The organism is Nonomuraea sp. NPDC004702 (assembly GCF_053601695.1).
On sequence record NZ_JBSGCE010000012.1, the window covers coordinates 68,954 to 87,863 of the forward strand.

Consider the following 18,910-nt stretch of genomic DNA (forward strand, 5'->3'; position numbering starts at 1 on the left):
ACGCAACGGGATGGCCAGGACTTTTCGTGTCATGCTCCAACCCGGCCCCGGCCGGGACGCCCCTGAGCTGCGCCTACACTGGAGCCATCATGACCTTGACATCCCTGATCGGCGGGCACGTGTCCGTCACCGGCGGCCTGGCGACCGGCGGCCTGAAGTACATGGCCGAGATCGGCGCCGAGATGGTCCAGGTGTTCGTCACCAACCCGCGCGGCTGGGCGCTCAACGACGGCAAGCCCGCCGAGGACGCCAAGCTGGCCGAGTCCGGCGTCACCGCGTTCATCCACGTGCCGTACCTGGTGAACTTCGGCTCGCCCAACCCCGAGACGCTGGCCAACTCCATCGCCGTCGTCCGCCACGGGCTGCGGCGCGGGGTCGAGACCGGCGCCAAGGGCGTCGTGGTCCACACCGGCTCGGCCGTCACCCAGTCCCGCGACGACGCGCTGCGGCAGATCCGCGAGACCCTGCTGCCGCTGCTCGACGAGATCCCCGAGGGCGGCCCCGACCTGCTGCTGGAGCCCATGGCGGGCCAGGGCGCGATGCTCTGCGCGACCGTCCAGGACCTGGAGCCCTATCTCGCCGCGCTCGACTGGCACCCGCGGGCCTGCGTCTGCCTCGACACCTGCCACGCCTTCGCCGCCGGCCACGACCTGGCCGCCGAGGGCGGGGTGCGGGAGACGTTCGACGCCCTGCACGCCATCGCGCCCGGCCGGCTCAAGCTCATCCACGCCAACGACAGCAAAGACGTGTGCGGGGCCAAGAAGGACCGGCACGAGAACATCGGCGCGGGCCACATCGGCGCGCAGCCGTTCGCCGAGATCATGCGGCATCCGGCGGTGGCGGGCGTGCCCATCTGCATCGAGACGCCCGGCAAGGCCGACAAGCACCGCGAGGACATCGAGCTGCTGAAGAAGCTCCGCGACGAGGGCTGACCCGGCGCGATCCCCGGTGAGGGGATGAGAGCCCGTCCAGGTCGGCAATCGTGATAGGGGCGCCTGCTCGCACGATCCGGCCGCCCCCGAAGGCCGGATCGCGGGGCCGGGGTCCGTGGCCTCCGCAGGCGCCCCCTCACCTGATCGGCAGGCGGGCCCTACCCCCCGGTCAAAGGCCCGACAGCCGTGGTGACCTGGTGGTCACCGGTGAAGCCGACGCATCAGGCCCTTGCTTGGGCCTTGCGGCCCGTCCCCCCCGATGCGCCGGGTGGCTTCCGATGCCGAAACACTACGGTCGCGATCTTGTGGGCGAAACCCTGTTCGCGGCCAGCTCGCTGAACGGTCTGTAGTCATCGACATACGGAGGGTGGCCGGACGGCGAGCGGTCACCCGCGAGCGACGAACGGCTGGTTCATGGGTCCTCCCAGCGATCGGCAGCCCCCTGGAGGGCATCGCGGGAACCGGCGCCAAGGGCCCGCCCCCGACGTGACCTGGGAAATCTTTTACCATCACAGCGGCAGACCGCCCGGCGGCCGGGGCCCGGCGCCCGCCCGGCGCCCGCCGGACACGCCCAGCTTCACGCCCACCCATCGGCACCAGCCCCCGCGGGCCGGCGGTCAGGAGAAGACGCCGCGATGCTGGCGGACGAGCTGTTCGCGCACCTGACGGCTGTGCCGCCGGCTGACCTGCAACGTCTCGGTGCCGACGGTGAGCGTGACCCGGCCGCCCTCGAAGCGCAGCTCGCTGACGTGCCGGGCCGAGACCAGGGTGCTGCGGTGGACGCGGATGAACCCCGCCTCCGACCAGCGGCGTTCGAGCGCGGCCAGCGACATGCGGACGAGGTAGCTGCCGTCGCCGGTGTGCAGCCGCACGTAGTCGCCCTTGGCCTCGGCGAACCAGATGGCCTGCTGCGGCACGAATCTGGTGCGCCCGCCCAGCTCGACCGGGATCACGTCGTCCTGGCTCGGCTCGGCGAGCGGCGCGGAGGCCGCCTCCAGCCGCCTGACCGCCTCCGCCAGGCGCTCGGCCCGGACCGGTTTGAGCAGGTAGTCGACGGCCTCCAGCTCGAACGCCTGCACCGCGCACTCCTCGTGCGCCGTGACGAACACCAGCTTGGGGGGGCTGGGGAAGCCGCCGACCAGCCGGGCGAGGTCGAGCCCGTCGAGGCCCGGCATCCGGATGTCGAGGAAGATCGCGTCGAGCCGCTCGCCGCCGCCGATCATCTGCACCATGTCCTGCAGCGCGGTGACGCCGTCGGCCGCGGTCGCGACGTGTTCGATTCTCGTGTCCTGGCGCAGCAGGTAGGCGAGCTCCTCAAGAGCGGGCAGCTCGTCGTCGACCGCCAGGACCCTCAGCATGGGCTCCACGCTGCCGTATGAAAGCAGAGGTCACAAGCGACACGCCAGCTCAGCGTAAGGAATTGACTACAATGAGGTAAATTGCGTCTTCGGGACGCGCAGCCGTACCCGGGTGCCGGCGCCGAGCGCGGTCTCCACGACGAGGCCGTAGCCGTCGCCGTAGATCTGGCGCATGCGCAGGTCCACGTTGGCCAGGCCGATGCCGCCGCCCTCGCGGGCCGGTTCGCCGTCGAGCATGCGCCTGGCGCACTCGGGGTCCATGCCGGTGCCGTCGTCCTCGACGGTGATGTGGGCCTCGGGGCCGGCGTCGCGGACCACGACCCGCACCTCGCCGCCGCCGCGCCGGCCGCGCATGCCGTGCTTGATGGCGTTCTCCACCAGCGGTTGCAGGCACAGGAACGGCACCGGGACCGGCAGCACCTCGGGCGCGACCTGAAGGCTGAAGCGCAGCTTGTCGCCGAAGCGGGCGCGCTCCAGCAGCAGGTACCGGTCGACGCAGGTCAGCTCGTCGGCCAGGGTGGTGAAGTCGTGGGCCCGGCGCAGGGCGTAGCGGGAGAAGTCGGCGAAGTCGAGCAGCAGCTCGCGGGCGCGCTTGGGGTTCGTCCGGACGAACGAGGCGATCGTGGTCAGCGCGTTGTAGACGAAGTGCGGCGAGATCTGGGCACGAAGGGCGCGCATCTCGGCCTCCAGGGCCCGCCTGCGGGAGGCGTCGAGGTCGGCCAGCTCCAGTTGCCCCGACACCCAGCGGCCCAGCTCGGTCACGGCGCGCACGAGCGCCGCGCTGACCTCCTCGTCGAAGGCCGCCAGCGTGCCCACGACCGTGTCGTCCACGGTCAGCGGCACGACCACGGCCCCGTACGGCCGCCCGGCGAACACCTGCGCCCGCCCGGCGGCCAGGGTGGTGCGGGCGTAGGTGAGCACGTCGTCGGTGCACGGGCCGTTCCAGGCCAGCGCGGCGTCGGTGGAGGTGATCGCGACGGCGCGGGTGCCGAGCAGCGCGTGCAGGTGGCGTACGGCCTTGCGCGCCGAGTCGCGGTCGAGCCCGCCGCGCAGGGCGGGTGCGGCCAGCCCCGCGACGTGCAACGCGGTGAAGGTGGCCTCGTGCTTGCCGCCGCCTTCCGGGAGCGCCGGGCGGCGCGTCCTGGCGCAGGCGTAGCCGAGGAGGAAGAGCAGGAGGGAGAGCGCCACGCATGCGGTGGTCTGCATGCGCCAAACCGTAGCCAATAACCGGTCGTGTTCGGGTGGAAACCCGCAGTGAAGTCTACGGGGGGCCCTCGCCGGGTTCCTCCTGGTAGGAGTAGCGCTGTTCGCGCCAGGGATCTGCCAGGTTGTGGTATCCGCGTTCCTCCCAGAAGCCGCGCCGGTCCTCCAGGAGGTATTCGACGGCGCGCACCCACTTGACGCTCTTCCACGCGTACAGGTGGGGGACCACGATGCGCACGGGGAAACCGCGGTCGGGGCTGAGCGGCTTCTCGTCCAGCTCGGTGGCGAACAGGGTGTCGGGGGCGGCGAAGTCGGACATGCGGAGGTTGGCGCTGTAGCCGTACTCGGCCCAGATCATGACGTGGCGCACGCCGGGGTCGGGCGGCGCCAGCTCCATGATCGTGGCCGGGGTGACGCCCCGCCACTCGTTGGCCATGAGGGAGAACTTGGTGACGCAGTGGAAGTCGGCGATGCGCGTGTCCCGGGGCAGCAGCTCGAAGTCCGCCCACGTCAGGCAGTGCTCCTCGCCGGAGGCCGTGGCGCCGAAGACGCGGAAGTCCCAGCTGTCCGGCTTGAACGCGGGCACCCTGCCGTAGTGGATCACGGGGCGGCCGCGCGGGACGTACTGGCCTGGAGGCAGGCGCGACTCCTCCACGATCACTCCCCTCACCGATCTCGCGTCTTGGGCCATCCTGCCATCGGCCCGCCCACGCCCCGCGTCCGGGGCTGCGGCCGGGCCTTTCGTACTCATTAGTAACTTGAGTACGAAACCTCATGCGACGGCCTGGCCTGCGAGATCACCATGAACTCATGAGCAAGCCCATCCGTCCCACGCAGACCGCCGCGTTCTACGTCCAGGCGGTCCTGTCGTTCGCCGTCTCCGTGTCGTCCGTGGTGATCGCCCTGATCTACCTGCCGGCCTCCGGCTGGATCAGGGCGTTCCTCGCGCTCGGCCTGCTGTACGTGGTCACCTCCACGGTCAACCTGTGCAAGGTCGTCCGCGACCGGCAGGAGCTGGCGGAGGTGACCAACCGCGTGGACCAGGCCAGGCTGGACAAGCTGCTGGCCGAGCACGACCCGTTCAAGGTCGACGCGGCCTGAGCTACAGCGTGTACTCCTGGATCGAGTCGGCGAGCTGCACGCACAGCTCCTCGGCGTCGAGCCGCTTCTCGATCTGCTTGAGGTCGTCGATCTTGGCCCGCGTCTCGGCGCGCTTGGGAGCCAGCAGGGAGCAGCAGTCCTCGTCGGGCAGCTCCGAGATCTCCAGCGTGCCGATGCGCCGGGCCTCGGCCATGATCTCGGTCTTGTCCCAGCCCACGAGCGGGCGCAGGATCGGCAGCTCGACCGCGTTGTCCTGGGCGGTGATGTTGGCCAGCGTCTGGGAGGAGACCTGGCCGAGCGCGTCGCCGGTGATCAGCGCGCCGGCGCGGATGCGGTGGGCGACCTCCTCGGCCGTCTTCAGCATGAGCCGCCGCTGGGCGATCACGGCCAGGCGGTCCTGGCCCGAGTTGCGGATCGACTGCTGCGCCTTGCCGAACGGCACCACCCACAGCCGCGACCTGCCCTGGAACCGGTCGAGCTTCCTGACCAGCGCGTACGCCTTGTAGATCGACTCGGAGGTGGTGAACGGGATGCCGGAGAAGTGCAGGAAGTCGACGTGCAGGCCGCGCTTCATCATCCGGTAGGCCGCCACCGGCGAGTCGATGCCGCCCGACATGAGCACCAGCGCCCGGCCGCTGCTGCCGACCGGCAGGCCGCCCTGGCCCGGGATGCCGTCGGTGAAGACGAACACCTCGTCCCGGTCGACCTCGATGAAGACGGTCAGCTCGGGGTTCTTCAGGTCGACGGGCAGGTGGTACTCGTCGTTGATCGCGCCGCCGACGAGCCGGTCGAGCTCGTTGGAGGTCAGCGGGAAGCGCTTGTCGCGGCGGCGGGAGCGCACCGCGAAGCGGGCCCCGCGGGCGACCTCCTCGCGGTCGCGGATCAGTTCCAGGCCGGCCTTGAGCACGGTGTCGGGGTCCTTGGCCACCCGCCAGGCGCGGTGGATCCACACCAGGCCGGGCACGTCGGCGACCCGCCGGGCCACCGCGTCGGCCTGCTCGACGTCCGCCCCCTCGGGCAGGAAGATCGCGACGACGCCGTGGCGCCGGCGGACGTCCGTCTTGAGGCCGAGATCCTGGAGCGCGAAGCGGATGTTGTCGATCAGGCGGCGCTCGAACAGCTCACGGTTCTTGCCCTTGAGAACGATCTCGCCCAGCTTGAGCAGAACGCATGGCTCGCCCAGGGCGGACATCGTCATGGTGGAACCTCCGGGGAAGACGGGGAAGGCGCGGCCGCTAGGAAGGCAACGCCGCGACCCATCGAGTTTAGTCCGCGTCGAGGCCCTGCTCGATCGCATATCGGACCAGTTCCACCCGGTTGTGCAGCTGGAGCTTGCTCAGCGTGTTCTGCACGTGGTTCTGGACCGTGCGGTGGGAGAGCACCAGGCGGTCGGCGACCTGCCGGTAGGTCAGGCCCTTGGCGACCAGCCTGAGCACCTCCGTCTCGCGCTCGGTCAGCCTCGGGCCGTCGTCGTCGGCGCGTCCGGCGGGGCGCGCGGCCAGCCGCCGGTACTCCCCCAGCACCAGCCCGGCCAGGCCCGGCGTGAAGACGGCGTCGCCCTCGGCGGTGCGGCGGACGGCGTCGAGGAACTCCTCCCGGCTCGCCGACTTCACCAGGTAGCCGGACGCGCCCGCCTTGACGGCCGCCAGCACGTCGTCCTGCTCGGCGCTGGCCGACAACACCAGGACCTTGGGCGCCGGCTCGGCCCCGGCCAGCCCGGCGGCCACCTCCGCGCCGGACATGTCGGGCAGGCGCAGATCCAGCACGACGACCTGGGGGCGCACGGCCGCGGCCGCCCTGATCGCCTGCCGCCCCTCCCCCACCACGGCCACGACCTCGTAGCCCGCCTCGGACAGATCCCTGGCCACGCCGTCGCGCCACATGGGATGGTCGTCCACCACCATGACCCGCACCATGACGTCACTCTAACCGGGCCGGTCCCCGCCTATCCGCGCCTGTCCGCAGGGAAGACTGATCTCGATCTCGGTCCCGGACGGCGTGGAGGCGACGGCGACCGTCCCGCCCAGGTCGGCGACGCGCCCGCGGATGGACTGCGCGACGCCCAGGCGGCCCTCGGCGGCGGCCCGCTCCAGGCGCCCCTCCGGGATGCCGCGACCCTCGTCGCGCACGGTGACCATGACCACGTCGTCGCAGGACTCGGCGAACACCCAGGCCCGCGCGTCCGCGCCGCAGTGCTCGCGCACGTTGTCCAGTGCGGCCCCGACCGCGGCCGCGACGCCCTCGGCCGCCGGGGTGGGCAGGACGAGCGGCGTGGCCGGGGTGGAGACCGTCACCAGCGGCGAGCCGTGCCGCATGAGCAGGGAGCGCAGGTCCGTGGCGCCGGTCGGGGCGGGGCGGGCGGCGATGAGCTCGCGCAGCGCGGCCTCCTGCTCGCCTGCCAGGCGGCCCAGCTCGGCCGCCTCGCCGCCGATCTGCCGGCCGCGCCGCTGGACCAGGGCCAGCACCTGCAGGACGGAGTCGTGCAGGTCGCGGGCCAGCCGGTCGCGTTCGCGCTGGGCGGCCTCCATCTCGGCCGCGCGCTGCATGCGCTCCTCGGCCTCCTTGGCCAGCCGGGCCACGTGTCCGACAACCACTCCTGACAGGAACAGCAGGACCGCGCCGTTGATCATCACGGGCGCCTCCGGGGCGCGCACGCGCAGCCACAGGTCCGCGGCGGCGACCAGGGCCGCCGCCACCGCGCCCGCGCGCCTGCCGCCGTACACGGCCCAGGCCAGGACGGGCGCGGCGACCCAGGTGGCGGGCACGGGCATGGTGCCCGCCACGCCCTGACGGGCGCCCTCCACGTACGGGGACGCCAGCAGGCAGGCCAGCGCCACCACCATGTCCACGGCCAGCAGCGGCCACCCGCGCAGCCTTTCCGACGCGTACGCGTACGTGGCTCCGGCCGTCCACAACGCCATCAGGGCGATCACCAGCCAGCCGGCGACCGGCTGCTCGTACCCGCGGTACTGGGCCATCAGCACGGCGGCGTACAGCAACGACGCGGCGCGGAAGACGGCGATCGCGCGCCAGAAGGGCCCCTCGATGCTCATGAGACCCTCTCATGTTTCCGACACGCCGGTTGACAGATAGTTGCGTTATCCATGCGGAAGGGACAGACCGGATGACACAATCCGTCAACCCCTAATCACAAGGAATGTCGATATATGACCGCTGTTAATCATTTCACCCACGGACCGCTCACACCGCTGCTGGCGTACCTGATGTCGTGCCTGGGTTCGATGCTCGGACTGCGGCTCACCGCACAGGCGCACGCCAGCCGCGGCGCGTCGCGGGTGCGCTGGCTGATCGGCGCGGCCATCTCCATCGGCGGCACCGGCATCTGGGTCATGCACTTCGTCGGGATGATGGGCTTCGCGGTGGAGGGCACGCAGATCAAGTACGACGTGCCGCTCACCGTCGCCTCGGCCGCCGTGGCCGTGGTGGTGGTCGGCACCGGGCTGTTCCTGGTCTCCTACGGCCGCGGCCGGGCGCTGGCGCTGCTCGGCGGCGGCCTGCTCACCGGGCTCGGCGTGGCCAGCATGCACTACCTCGGCATGTACGCGATGAACATGAGCGCCCACGTCTCCTACGACCGCACGATCGTGGCCGGGTCCGTGGTGATCGCGGTCGTGGCCGCGACCGCCGCGCTCTGGTTCACCCTGCGGGTCAAGAAGCCGGTCTGGATCACCGGCGCGGCGCTGGTCATGGGCGTGGCCGTCTCGGGCATGCACTACACCGGCATGTACGCCATGCGGGTCACCGTCGACGCCGAGCCCGGCATGGTCACCGGCGCGGACGCCCTCGACTTCCTCGTCCCCCTGATGACCGTGATCAGCCTGATCACGCTGACCATGCTGCTCATGGTGATCCTCGCGCCCTCGGAGGAGGAGCTGCACGAGGACGCCGAGATGGTCGCCCGCCTGGAGCTGCGCCGGCGCGCCGCCCAGCAGCAGCAGCGCCTGGCCTACCCCGCGCCGCAGGCCGCCCCCCGCCCGCAACAGCAGCAGATGATGCGCACCCGCCGCAGGTAGCCCGCGGCGACGAGCGTCCGGACGGGGCCGGACGCGACGAGGGCGCGCCGGAGGTGGATCACCTCGGCGCGCCCCGCGATTGAGCTATCTCCTGGGTACGGCTTGCGGCGCAAAGTGGGCCGCCGACTCGCTGCGCCCCAAGCCGTACCCCGAGGGGGGTTGTAAGCGGTAACCCCGCTGCCCAGAAAGTACGGCCCGGCGCTTGCAAGCCGCTTTCAGCCAGCCGTAGAGAGCCTCACCCGAAGAACACCTCGGCCTCGGAGTACCGGGAGGCCGGCACGGTCTTCAGCTCGGCCGTCGCCTCGTCGAGCCCGACCCGGACGATGTCGGTGCCGCGCAGCGCGACCATCGTGCCGTAGTCGCCCTCGTGCGCGGCGTCGATCGCCTGCAGCCCGAACCTGGTGGCCAGCACCCGGTCGTAGGCCGTCGGGGTGCCGCCGCGCTGGATGTGGCCGAGCACGGTGGTGCGGGCCTCCTTGCCGGTGCGCTTCTCGATCTCCTTGGCCAGCACCTCGCCGATGCCGCCGAGCCGGACGTGACCGAACGCGTCGAGGGTGCCGGTCTGCAGCTCCATCTGGCCCTCGATCGGGTGGGCGCCCTCGGCCACGACGATGATCGGCGAGTAGCGGGTGCGGAAGCGGGACTCGACGTACTCGCAGACCCGGTCGATGTCGAACGGCTTCTCGGGGATGAGGATCACGTTCGCGCCGCCGGCCATGCCCGCGTGCAGCGCGATCCAGCCCGCGTGGCGGCCCATGACCTCGCAGATCAGCGCGCGGTGGTGGGACTCGGCGGTGGTGTGCAGCCGGTCGATGGCCTCCATCGCGATGTTGACCGCGGTGTCGAAGCCGAAGGTGTAGTCGGTGCCGGACAGGTCGTTGTCGATGGTCTTGGGCACGCCCACGACCTTGACGTCGCGGTCGTAGAGCTGTTTGGCCACGCCGAGCGTGTCCTCGCCGCCGATGGCGATCAGGGCGTCGACGCCGGTGGCGGCGAGGTTCTCCTTGATGCGGTCGACGCCGCCCTCGATCTTGATCGGGTTGGTGCGGGAGGATCCGAGAATGGTGCCGCCCCGCGGCAGGATGCCTCGTACGGCCTGGATGTCGAGCGGCATCGTGTCGCCTTCCAGGGGCCCGCGCCAGCCGTCGCGGAAGCCCACGAACTCATGGCCGTACGTGCTCACCCCCTTACGCACCACGGCCCTGATGACGGCGTTGAGACCCGGACAGTCTCCGCCTCCGGTGAGCACTCCTATACGCATGGCGGGTTCCTCCCGATGGGGTTCACGAACCATTGCTCGGTGACTGCTCGCATTGTGCCTGCCGCGACGCTCAGTGGTCTAGACCAAACGCGCGGCCCTCGATCATTTCCTGGAAGCGGCGATCGTCAACCCGGAGTTGACGACACTCCGGCGTCAACCTATGGTTGACGCATGGACGAAACCGTACGTCTCGACGACCTCATCGCCGCCATCAAGAGCCGTCACCCGGACGGCGACCCGCTCGGCCAGCTCTCCGACGCCGTCACGCTGGGCGAGCACCTCGGAGAGGTGGCCGACCACCTGATCGGCCACTTCGTGGACCACGCCCGCCACTCCGGCGCCTCCTGGACCGACATCGGCCGCAGCATGGGCGTGACCAAGCAGGCCGCGCAGAAGCGGTTCGTGGTCAAGGAGGGCGGCTCGCTCGCCGACGACCTGCGCAACTACGCCCGCTACACCGACAAGGCCCGGGTCGCGGTGGTCAAGTCCCAGGAGGAGGCGCGCCTGTCCGGGCACGACCACATCGAGGTCGGGCACCTGGTGCTCGGGCTGCTGCACGTGCCCGAGGCGCTGGCCGCCTCGACCATGGCCACGCTCGGGGCCTCCCCCGAGGCGGTCAGGGAGGCCGTCACGGCGGCCATGGCGCCCGGCGGCGGGCAGTCGCCCGTCACCCTGCCGTTCTCCGCGCAGTGCGCCAAGGCGCTGGAGCTGACCCTGCGCGAGGCCCTGCGGCTCGGGCACAACTACGTCGGCACCGAGCACCTGCTGCTCGGCGTGCTCTCCCTGGAGGAGGGCCCGGTGGTGCGGGCCCTGGCCGATCTCGGCGTGCACAAGGAGGCGGCCGAGCGGGAGATCAGGGAGCGGCTGGCGGCGATCCTGCGCGAGCGCCGCTCATAGCCGCCTCCGGCCGCCCTCGGGCCGCTCACGGGGGCCGCTCACGGCCGCCCTCGGGCCGGCCCCGGGGGCGGCGTTCCCCGGCGGGCCCGCGCGGCCCTGAGGAGGGTGGGCGGGCTGGCCGGAGCGTCCGGCCGGGCCGGCGGCGAACCGGGTCAGCACGTTCGCCGTGGCGCGGCGGGTGAAGGCGGCCGCGGACTCCGGGACGCCGTGGCCGCAGCGCTTGCCGCGCATCGCGCACACCCAGCGCATCGTGCCCGAGGCGAACACCCCGGCCCCGCTCGGCGCCGTGTAGTACGTGCTCTGCGACGTCGTCCCGCGCCCTCCGCACGAGAACGGCGAGTCGGCCAGCACCTCCACGCCCTTCGGCGAGCCGCGCGAGACCTTGTCGGTCTCCGGGCCGACCATGCCGGGGAAGCGCCGGCCCCGGGTGCCCGCGAAGATCCAGTGGCCCGGCCTGCGGACCGTGTAGGCGCCCTGGGCGGGGAAGCAGTCGTACATCTGGCCCACCAGGGCGCTCTCCGGGCGGGAGTCCCGCCACAGCGGGCACAGCCGTTCCTTGTCGCAGGCGACCGTCCTGCCCTTGATCGCGATGCGCCAGTAGACGGCGTTCGCGCCGAGGAAGGCGAGGTTCGTCCCGCTGTCCCTGGCCCTGGTGACGGCCGTGCGCATGGCGGGCGACCAGTACTCGTCGTGGCCGAGCGAGACCACGGCCCGGGCGCCGTCCAGCACGCCGGGGCCGAGGTCGAGGCTGGTGAGGTAGGCCAGGGGCACGCCGCTGCGCTCGGCCACGGCCAGGGCCGACTGCTCGAAGTCGAGGAACAGGCGGGCGCCGCCGCCGTCGTACGGGCGGTCGAAGGTGACCTCGCGCGAGCGGTCGGCGAACCCGCCGGGGCCCAGGTACAGGCTGCGGCCGCCCCACAGGTTGTACGCCTGCCAGGTGGTGACCGCGTTCACCATCACCACCCGGCCCCGGGTGGAGGCCGAGCGGACGGTGATCGGCACGTACCGCTGGGCGCCGGTCGAGGCGTCGAGCCTGATCAGGTACGCGCCCTCCGTCCAGCCGCGGGTGTCCACGGTGAGCGAGGGCTTCCAGTGGGCGGCGGTCACCATGCCGTGCACGGTCCTGGCCGGAGGCTGGCGCACGCCCTCCACCTGCGGCGACTCCCACACCTTGGCGGGGTGCGCGCCCATCCTGAACGCGCCGGCGGTGAAGCGCGGGGCGGTGGTGGAGACGTGCAGGGCGAAGGGCTGGCCGGGCAGGACGCTCACGTGGTCGGCGTAGCCCTCGATCTCGTGGTCGGCCCCGCGGGTGGTGATCCGCCAGGACTCCCCCGCGTCCACCGGCGGCGGCGACGGCCGGCCCGTCTCCGACGGCTGCGGGACGGGCGGCGCGGGCGACGCGGACGGCGCCGGCCGCACGGGACCGCCGCCGCATCCGGCGGCCGGCAGGACGGCGATCAACAGGGTGAGGAGCAGCGGGAGCTTGCGCACCCGGCCATCGTCGCGGCCCGCCTCGGGGCCGGGCCACGACTTGGCCAGATCCTTACACCGGGCCGCTTCCCGCCCAGCGTCCCTATGCGGGCAGCACGCAGGACGGGCTGGGCACCTCGTACGACTGACCGGCCGGCTCGGGCACCCCGTCCTCCAGCGTGAACACGGTCACCTCGCCGGAGTTCTGGTTGGCGACGTACAGGCGGTCGCCGGCGATGGCGAAGTGCCGGGGCCAGGCGCCGCCCGAGGGCACCTCGGCCACCGGGGACAGGTCGGCGGCGCGCAGCACCGAGACCGTGTCGGGCCCGCGGTTGGCGACGTAGACCAGGTCGCCGTCGAGCTGCAGGTGGCTGGGCGCGTTGTCGCCCCCGGCGCGCGAGGCGGGCACGACGATGCGGCGCTCGCCCTCGACGAGGGTCACGGTGCCGTCCAGCTCGCCGGCCACGTACAGGCGGTCGCCGGCGAAGGCGAAGTGGCGGGGGCCGGTGCCGGGGGCCAGGGTGATCGGGTCGAGCGGGGAGCCGTCCAGGCGGTAACGGCGGATCTCGTCGGTGCCGAGGTCGGAGACGTGCAGGACGTCGTCGTGGAAGACGCACATGTGGGCGTACGAGCCGGCCTGGCGGTCGGGGTCGGGGCCCGAGCCCTCGTGCCGCAGGACGACGGGGTCGCCGGTGAAGGCGCCCCGCTCATCCAGGTGGTGCAGGCCGGCGGTGCCGTCGCCGTAGTTGGCCACGGCCAGCAGGCTCCCCGAGGGGTGGACGGCGACGTGGCAGGGGCTGTCGCCGTCGCTGGACCGTTCGTCCAGCGGGGACAGGCCGCCCTCGGCGGTGAAGGCGGTGAGCCAGCCGCGCTGCAGCTCGCCGGCCGCGTACAGCACCGGCAGGGTGGGGTGGGCGGCCAGGAACGACGGCGAGGCCACGCGGGTCAGCTCGCCGCCCACCGTGACGATGCCGGGACCGTAGCCGCCTATGTAGAGGTTCACAACGGGATCCTTCTTATGGTTGACTGGGGCAATGAATTCGTTGACGGAGGCAAGGGTTTCTGAGATCAGAGCCTTCAACCGGTTCTATACGAAAGTGATCGGCGTCCTCCAGGCAGGCATGCTCGACTCGCCCTACTCGCTGACGGAAGTCAGGGTGCTGTTCGAGCTCGCGCACGCCGAGAGCATGGAGACCGGCGAGCTGCGCGGCCTGCTCGACCTCGACGCGGGCTACCTGAGCCGGATCCTGGCCCGTTTCGAGGGCGACGGGCTGGTCGCCCGCGAGCGGTCGGCCGCCGACGCCCGCAAGCAGCTCGTCCGGCTGACCGAGGCGGGCGCGGCCACGTTCGCCGGGCTCGACCGCCGTTCGGCCGAGGAGATCGAACGGCTGCTCGGCGGCCTGCCCGAGGCCGACCGGGCGCTGCTGGTCGGCAGCATGGCGACGATCCGGCGGCTGCTCGGCGAGCCGGCCGCCCGCCCGTACGTGATCAGGCCCCCGCGTACGGGCGACCTCGGCTGGGTCGTCTACCGGCACGGCGCCCTCTACAGCGAGGAGTACGGCTGGGGCACCGAGTTCGAGCAGCTCGTGGCCAGGATCGTGGGCGCCTACGACCCCGCCCGCGACGCCGGCTGGATCGCCGAGGTCGACGGCGAGCGCGCCGGGTGCGTGTTCTGCGTGCACCAGGACGACACGACGGCCAAGCTGCGCATGTTGCTGGTCGAGCCGTCGGCGCGGGGCCTCGGGATCGGGCGGCGCCTGGTGGCCGAGTGCCTGCGCCACGCCAGGGACCGCGGCTACCGGCGGATCACGCTGTGGACGCGCGACTGCCTGGTGAGCGCGCGGCGCATCTACCAGACGGCCGGGTTCGAGCTGGAGTCGGCGGAGCGGGGCGTGGAGAACGGCGCCGAGGTCACCGAGGAGATGTGGTCGCTCGACCTCGCGGCCACCAGTTGAGCGGCCCGGCCAGGCGCATCATGCTCGGCACCAGCACCGCCCTGATCACGGTGGCGTCCGCCAGCACCGCGACGGCCATGCCGACCCCGAGCATCTGCACGAACGCCACCCGCGCGGTGGCGTAGGCGGCGAACGTGAGCGCCAGGATGCCGCCCGCCGCGGTGATCAGGGGCGCGCCGCGCTGCATGCCGGTGGCGACGGCCTGCCCGGTGTCGCCCGTCCTGTCGTACTCCTCCTTGATCCTGGACAGCAGGAAGACCTCGTAGTCCATCGACAGGCCGTAGGCGACGCAGAGCATGAGGATCGGGATGCTCGGGTCGAGCGTGCCGGTCGGGGTGAAGCCGAGCAGGCCCGACAGGTGGCCCTCCTGGAAGATCCAGACGACGGCGCCGAACATGACGCCGAGGCTGAGGACGTTCAGCAAGGTCGCCTTGAGCGGGAGCACCAGGCTGCCGGTCATCAGGAACAGCACGGCGAACGTGACGCCCAGCATGAGCGCCAGCACCAGCGGCAGGCGGTCGACGACCGAGGCGCGGTAGTCGGCCAGCTCGGCGGGATAGCCGCCGACCAGGACCTCGAAGGGCGGCGGCACGGCCCGTACGGACTCCACCAGCCGGACGGGGTCACCGGCCAGCGCCTCGGCGGAGGGCACCACCGACAACCACGCGCCCGGCCCGCGGAAGCGGGCAGGGTCGCCGTCGCCGACCCGCCGCCCGGCCGCGTGGGCGCCGGCGGCGGAGTCGACCTGGGCGACCCCGGGAACCCGCGAGAGCCGCATCGCGTACGCCGAGACGTCGGCGGCCCGCGCCGCACCCGTCGAGACGATCTGGATGGCGTCGGTCTCCTCCGCCGGGAACGTCTGCCGGATGACCTCCTGGGTCTGCCGCGAGGACGCCTCCGGCGGCAGGATGCGGTCGTCGGCCGTGCCGAAGCGCAGGCCGAGGAACGGCGAGGCGAGCACCAGCAGCAGCGCCGCCGCCAGGCCGCCGGACACCACCGGCCGGCGCATGACCCGGACGGCCAGGCCGTGCCAGAACCCGGCTCCCCGGGCCTCGGCTCCGCCGCGCCCGGGACGCGCCGGCCCGGGCAGCATCGCGCCGCCGGCCGAGGCCAGCACCGCGGGCAGCACGATCACCGCCGCGAACAGGCCGCCGGCCACGACCGCGATGCCCGCGAAGGCGAAGGAGCGCAGGAAGTCGAAGGGCAGCGCGAACAGCACGGCCAGCGAGGCGGCCACCGTGAGGCCGCTGAACAGCACGGTCCGCCCGGCGTGCTCGACGGCTCCGGCGACGGCCGCCGCGCGGTCGCGTCCGGCGCTCACCTCCTCGCGGAAACGCTGGACGACGAACAGGCAGTAGTCGATGCCGAGCCCGAGGCCCATGGCGAGGGTGAGGTTGAGGGCGAAGGTGGAGACCTCCGCGAACACCAGGACGCCGCGCAGCAGCGCCAGGCCGACCACCATGGCCAGCACCCCCGCCAGGATCGGCGCCAGGGCGGCCATCACCCGCCGCTGGTAGAGCCAGAGCAGCACGAACGCCAGCGGGAAGATGACCAGCTCGGCCCGGACGAAGTCCTGCCTGGCCAGCGGCACGGTCTCGCGGAACACCTCCTCCCCGCCGCCGGCCCGCACCTGGAGCGGGCCCTGCTCGCCGACGATCCGCGGCACCAGCGCGGGCAGCACCCGCGCCCGCACGTGGTCGGCGTCGCCGGGGACGCGCACCACGATCAGCGCGTGCCGGCCGTCCCGGCTGCGCAGGGTGGCGGGCCTGCCCCTGGTCCAGTACGAGGAGGACTCCGCGACGCCGTCCGAGCGGCCGATCCGGTCGGTGAGGGCGCGGCCCGCCGCCTCGGCCCCGGGGTCGTCGACGGTGCCCGATCTGGGGGTGACCAGGAAGACCAGGTCGGGGCTGCCAGTGCCGAACCGGCGGACGAGCTCGGCCTGGGCCCGGTCGGACTCCGAGCCCGGCGCCTCGAAACGGGCCAGGGAGAGGCGGGAGACCGTACCGGCGGCCAGGACACCCGCGACGACGAGCAGGAGCGCGGACAGGGCCAGCACGAGCCGGCGGCGGCGGACGAGGAGGTGGCCCAGCCTGCGCAGCGGCGGCTCGGCGGCGGCGCGCGGGCCCCGGGCGGCGACGTTCACGGCCACGCGGGCACCGCCCGCGCCGGGCCTGATGGGCAGGTTCGCATGGGATCTCCGGAAAACTCGGTAAACTACTCGTGTTTCGCTGTCGAACCCAGAAATACAAGTAAATGCTCGTATTTGTCAACGAGGTGGCCCATGCCTGAACGCACGGTCCACAGGCAGGCGCGCGGCCTGAAGCGGATGGCCGAGATCCTCGACGCCGCGGAGTCGGTGATCGCCGAGGTCGGCTACCCGGACATGACGACGAACCAGGTCGCCGCGCGGGCGGGGCTCTCCCCCGGGTCGCTGTACCAGTTCTTCCGGAACAAGGAGGAGATCCTGGACGGCCTGGTGTCCCGCTACACCGACGACCGGGACGAGTTCTGGGCGTCCCGGCTGGCGGCGATCACCCCGGACGTCCCGCTGGAGGCACTGGTGGGGCAGCTCGTGGACGAGAGCGTGGCGTTCAAGGCCGACTCACCGGCGTACTGGTCGCTGCTGTACGGATCGGCCACCGGCGACCGGCTCGCGGCGGCCTCCCAGCGCATGCACGCCTCGCTGGCGGAGCGGATCGCGGCGCTGCTGCGACGGCGTTCGCCCGAGCTGCCGCAGGAGCGGGCGCTGCTCAACGCGACGATGGCGCTGGCCATGGTGAAGGCGGTGCTGCCCATGCTGGGGCCGGCGACGCCCGAGCGCGGCGCGGAGCTCGTGGCCGAGCTCAAGCTCATGCTGGTCCGCTACCTGACCTGAGCCCGCGGTCAGGGGCGGAAGGGGCCGCGGACCTCGAAGGTGTGGCCCTCGGTGCGGCCGCGCCTGGCCGAGAAGTAGAGCCGGTCGCCCCTCGGCGAGAACGCCAGCCCCGTGAGCTCGGCCCCCTCGTGCCCGGTGAGCCGCAGGAACGGCGTGACGGCCCGGTCGGGCGCGATGACGTCGATCTCCGTCGTCTCCCTGGCCACGTAGAGGTCGCCCGAGGGGGCGGCGGTGATCGCGCGCACGCCCTCGCACAGCCGGTCGAGCGTGGAGGTGTGGGCGTCGTAGGCCCACAGGCCGGTGTCGCCCTTGGTGGTGAAGTAGCAGACGCCGCCCGCGTAGTGGCAGCCGTCGCCGCCGTCGAAGTGGCGGGCGTCCTCGACCTGGTGGCGGGCCGCGGTGAGCAGCGCGGCCGGGGACGGCACCGGCCGCCATCCGCCCGACGCGCACAGCACCTCCAGCGTGCCCTCCGTCAGGTCGCCCCAGTCGCCGGGACGGAAGCGGTAGAAGCAGCCGTCGTGCTCGTCCTCGGTCATGTAGACGACGCGCCGCTCGGGGTCGCAGGCGGCGGCCTCGTGCCGGAAGCGGCCCATGGCCAGGCGGGGGCGGGCGGCGCGGGCGCCGTAGGGGTCGCACTCGAAGACGCGGCCGCGGTCGCCGAGCTCGCACGACAGCCAGGTGTGCCACGGCGTGGCGCCGCCCGCGCAGTTGAGGTCGGTGCCGGACAGGATGCGGTAGGCGTCGGCGACCGTGCCGTCGGCGTGGAAGCGCACCGCGGAGGCGCCGCCGAGCAGGGGCAGCTCGGAGTTGGAGACGTAGATCCAGCCTGCGCCGTCGGGGAAGCAGGCGCCGCCGTCGGGCGCGGCGTGCCAGGTGAGCCCGGCCACCTTGTCGCCCGACCGGGCCACCACCCGGCCGGTGAAGCCCGGCGGGAGCGCGAGCCCGTCGGCGGACGCCGGCGTGAGCGGCCCGTACGGGCTGATGCCGCCCTGCAAGAGCGGGCCCGTGCGGAGGAGAGTCTTGTGGGACATCGTGGGGCCTCCCTCTAGGTGCCACGCTAGTCGACCGCACCGACATGAATGGCAAGGACTCGTGACATCAAACTCTGCGCAAACCCCGCGCTCCGTCGTGGCGTGAGATCGCCGGAGGCCCTGGACGATGCGTGACAGTCCGTACCCACCGGACGGAAGATCGCCCACCTTGGGGGCGGACACGCGAAAGCCCGGGCACTGTGGGCGTGCCCGGGCTTTTCGGGTGGTGCGGCCGGCGGCCGCGCGCGGTCAGCGCTGGGCCTGGAACATCCAGTGCTGCTTGTCGATGTCCTGCGTCACGGCGATGAGCAGGTCCTGGCTGACCGGGTCGGCCTCGTCGGTGGCGCGGATGCGCTCGTACATGCGCTTGCTGATGCCGTCGAGGATGTCGGTGATCGTCGCCACCACCTTGCCGTCCTCCAGCCAGCCGCGCTCGGGCTGCTGGAGCTTGGTGGACTTGGCGACGGTCGCCGAGCGCCCGTCGGGGTTCACGCCGAGCGCGACCGCCCGCTCGGCGATGGTGTCCATGTGGGCACGGGCCAGGTCGGTCAGCTCGTCGAGCTGGAGGTGAATCGGGCGGAAATGGGCGCCGACAAGGTTCCAGTGCGCCTGCTTGGCGATCAGCGACAGATCGATCAGATCGACCAGGGCGTCCTGCAGGGCTTCGGCGACAGTGTTCTTGGCTTCACCCGAGAGCGGACCGGTGATCGTAGCCATGTCGTATTTCCTCCCCTTCAGTGGTGCTTATGCCTGTTTAGAACGTCATCCGGGGCTGGATTCTTCCGATCTTCCG

The 18,910-nt window shown here is 72.3% G+C and carries 18 protein-coding genes; 6 read left to right on the top strand and 12 right to left on the bottom strand.

From position 1 onward, the window contains the following. Positions 1-89 precede the first annotated feature (89 nt). A complete protein-coding gene (locus ACWEJ6_RS17450; protein ID WP_352326779.1) occupies positions 90-932 on the top strand; it encodes a deoxyribonuclease IV in 843 nt (280 codons plus the stop codon). Between the two features lie 617 nt (positions 933-1,549). Here the strand turns inward: ACWEJ6_RS17450 and ACWEJ6_RS17455 are convergent. The 3 genes from ACWEJ6_RS17455 to ACWEJ6_RS17465 all read right to left on the bottom strand — a co-directional run bounded on the left by ACWEJ6_RS17455 (position 1,550) and on the right by ACWEJ6_RS17465 (position 4,148). Further along, positions 1,550-2,290, bottom strand: coding sequence for a LytR/AlgR family response regulator transcription factor (locus ACWEJ6_RS17455; RefSeq protein WP_387647544.1), 741 nt, complete (start codon positions 2,288-2,290; stop codon positions 1,550-1,552). 66 nt (positions 2,291-2,356) lie between these two features. Next, a complete protein-coding gene (locus ACWEJ6_RS17460) occupies positions 2,357-3,496 on the bottom strand; it encodes a sensor histidine kinase (protein ID WP_358294069.1) in 1,140 nt (379 codons plus the stop codon). Between the two features lie 55 nt (positions 3,497-3,551). Beyond that, the gene (locus ACWEJ6_RS17465; RefSeq protein WP_357993229.1) at positions 3,552-4,148 is read right to left on the bottom strand and encodes a molybdopterin-dependent oxidoreductase; all 597 of its coding nucleotides are present in this window, start codon (positions 4,146-4,148) and stop codon (positions 3,552-3,554) included. A gap of 155 nt (positions 4,149-4,303) precedes the next feature. Here ACWEJ6_RS17465 and ACWEJ6_RS17470 point away from each other — a divergent pair, with 155 nt between their 5' ends. Next, positions 4,304-4,594, top strand: a complete 291-nt coding sequence (locus ACWEJ6_RS17470; RefSeq protein ID WP_352330712.1) for a YiaA/YiaB family inner membrane protein — start codon at positions 4,304-4,306, stop codon at positions 4,592-4,594. A 1-nt stretch (position 4,595) separates the two neighbouring features. On the opposite strand, the gene thiI is transcribed toward ACWEJ6_RS17470, so the two are convergent. The 3 genes from thiI to macS form a co-directional block, all read right to left on the bottom strand. Then, positions 4,596-5,792, bottom strand: a complete 1,197-nt coding sequence (gene thiI, locus ACWEJ6_RS17475) for a tRNA uracil 4-sulfurtransferase ThiI (RefSeq protein ID WP_452424625.1) — start codon at positions 5,790-5,792, stop codon at positions 4,596-4,598. A gap of 67 nt (positions 5,793-5,859) precedes the next feature. After that, a complete protein-coding gene (locus ACWEJ6_RS17480; RefSeq protein WP_387666242.1) occupies positions 5,860-6,510 on the bottom strand; it encodes a response regulator in 651 nt (216 codons plus the stop codon). Positions 6,511-6,519: 9 nt separating this feature from the next. After that, positions 6,520-7,647: a MacS family sensor histidine kinase gene (gene macS, locus ACWEJ6_RS17485; protein ID WP_452424627.1), complete on the bottom strand. Its 1,128-nt coding sequence runs from the start codon at positions 7,645-7,647 to the stop codon at positions 6,520-6,522. Positions 7,648-7,761: 114 nt separating this feature from the next. On the opposite strand from macS, the gene ACWEJ6_RS17490 reads away from it, so the two are divergent. Beyond that, positions 7,762-8,628: an MHYT domain-containing protein gene (locus ACWEJ6_RS17490; protein ID WP_387666236.1), complete on the top strand. Its 867-nt coding sequence runs from the start codon at positions 7,762-7,764 to the stop codon at positions 8,626-8,628. Positions 8,629-8,863: 235 nt separating this feature from the next. Here ACWEJ6_RS17490 and ACWEJ6_RS17495 read toward each other — a convergent pair whose 3' ends face one another. Beyond that, positions 8,864-9,889, bottom strand: coding sequence for a 6-phosphofructokinase (locus tag ACWEJ6_RS17495; RefSeq protein ID WP_352331196.1), 1,026 nt, complete (start codon positions 9,887-9,889; stop codon positions 8,864-8,866). 171 nt (positions 9,890-10,060) lie between these two features. Here ACWEJ6_RS17495 and ACWEJ6_RS17500 point away from each other — a divergent pair, with 171 nt between their 5' ends. Beyond that, positions 10,061-10,786, top strand: a complete 726-nt coding sequence (locus tag ACWEJ6_RS17500; RefSeq protein WP_358294079.1) for a Clp protease N-terminal domain-containing protein — start codon at positions 10,061-10,063, stop codon at positions 10,784-10,786. Here the strand turns inward: ACWEJ6_RS17500 and ACWEJ6_RS17505 are convergent. Beyond that, the gene (locus tag ACWEJ6_RS17505; RefSeq protein WP_452424630.1) at positions 10,781-12,277 is read right to left on the bottom strand and encodes a N,N-dimethylformamidase beta subunit family domain-containing protein; all 1,497 of its coding nucleotides are present in this window, start codon (positions 12,275-12,277) and stop codon (positions 10,781-10,783) included. The genes ACWEJ6_RS17500 and ACWEJ6_RS17505 overlap by 6 nt on opposite strands. 82 nt (positions 12,278-12,359) lie before the next feature. Continuing rightward, positions 12,360-13,259 carry a lactonase family protein gene (locus ACWEJ6_RS17510; RefSeq protein ID WP_452424632.1) on the bottom strand — a complete coding sequence of 300 codons (900 nt, stop codon included), beginning with the start codon at positions 13,257-13,259 and terminating at the stop codon, positions 12,360-12,362. Positions 13,260-13,353: 94 nt separating this feature from the next. Between ACWEJ6_RS17510 and ACWEJ6_RS17515 the strand changes: the two genes are divergently transcribed. Then, positions 13,354-14,211 carry a bifunctional helix-turn-helix transcriptional regulator/GNAT family N-acetyltransferase gene (locus ACWEJ6_RS17515; protein ID WP_452424634.1) on the top strand — a complete coding sequence of 286 codons (858 nt, stop codon included), beginning with the start codon at positions 13,354-13,356 and terminating at the stop codon, positions 14,209-14,211. Here the strand turns inward: ACWEJ6_RS17515 and ACWEJ6_RS17520 are convergent. Next, entirely contained in the window at positions 14,168-16,360 is a 2,193-nt protein-coding gene (locus ACWEJ6_RS17520) for an MMPL family transporter (protein WP_452424636.1), read from the bottom strand. The two genes, ACWEJ6_RS17515 and ACWEJ6_RS17520, sit on opposite strands and share 44 nt — an antisense overlap. Before the next feature lie 132 nt (positions 16,361-16,492). Between ACWEJ6_RS17520 and ACWEJ6_RS17525 the strand changes: the two genes are divergently transcribed. Next, positions 16,493-17,086 (top strand): TetR family transcriptional regulator, encoded by a 594-nt coding sequence (locus ACWEJ6_RS17525; protein ID WP_452424638.1) that lies wholly within the window; start codon positions 16,493-16,495, stop codon positions 17,084-17,086. Positions 17,087-17,094: 8 nt separating this feature from the next. Here the strand turns inward: ACWEJ6_RS17525 and ACWEJ6_RS17530 are convergent, their stop codons facing one another. Together ACWEJ6_RS17530 and ACWEJ6_RS17535 are read right to left on the bottom strand one after the other, a co-directional pair. Next, the gene (locus tag ACWEJ6_RS17530) at positions 17,095-18,117 is read right to left on the bottom strand and encodes an alkaline phosphatase PhoX (RefSeq protein WP_452424640.1); all 1,023 of its coding nucleotides are present in this window, start codon (positions 18,115-18,117) and stop codon (positions 17,095-17,097) included. Between the two features lie 249 nt (positions 18,118-18,366). After that, positions 18,367-18,834, bottom strand: coding sequence for a Dps family protein (locus ACWEJ6_RS17535; RefSeq protein WP_387666223.1), 468 nt, complete (start codon positions 18,832-18,834; stop codon positions 18,367-18,369). Positions 18,835-18,910 lie beyond the last annotated feature (76 nt).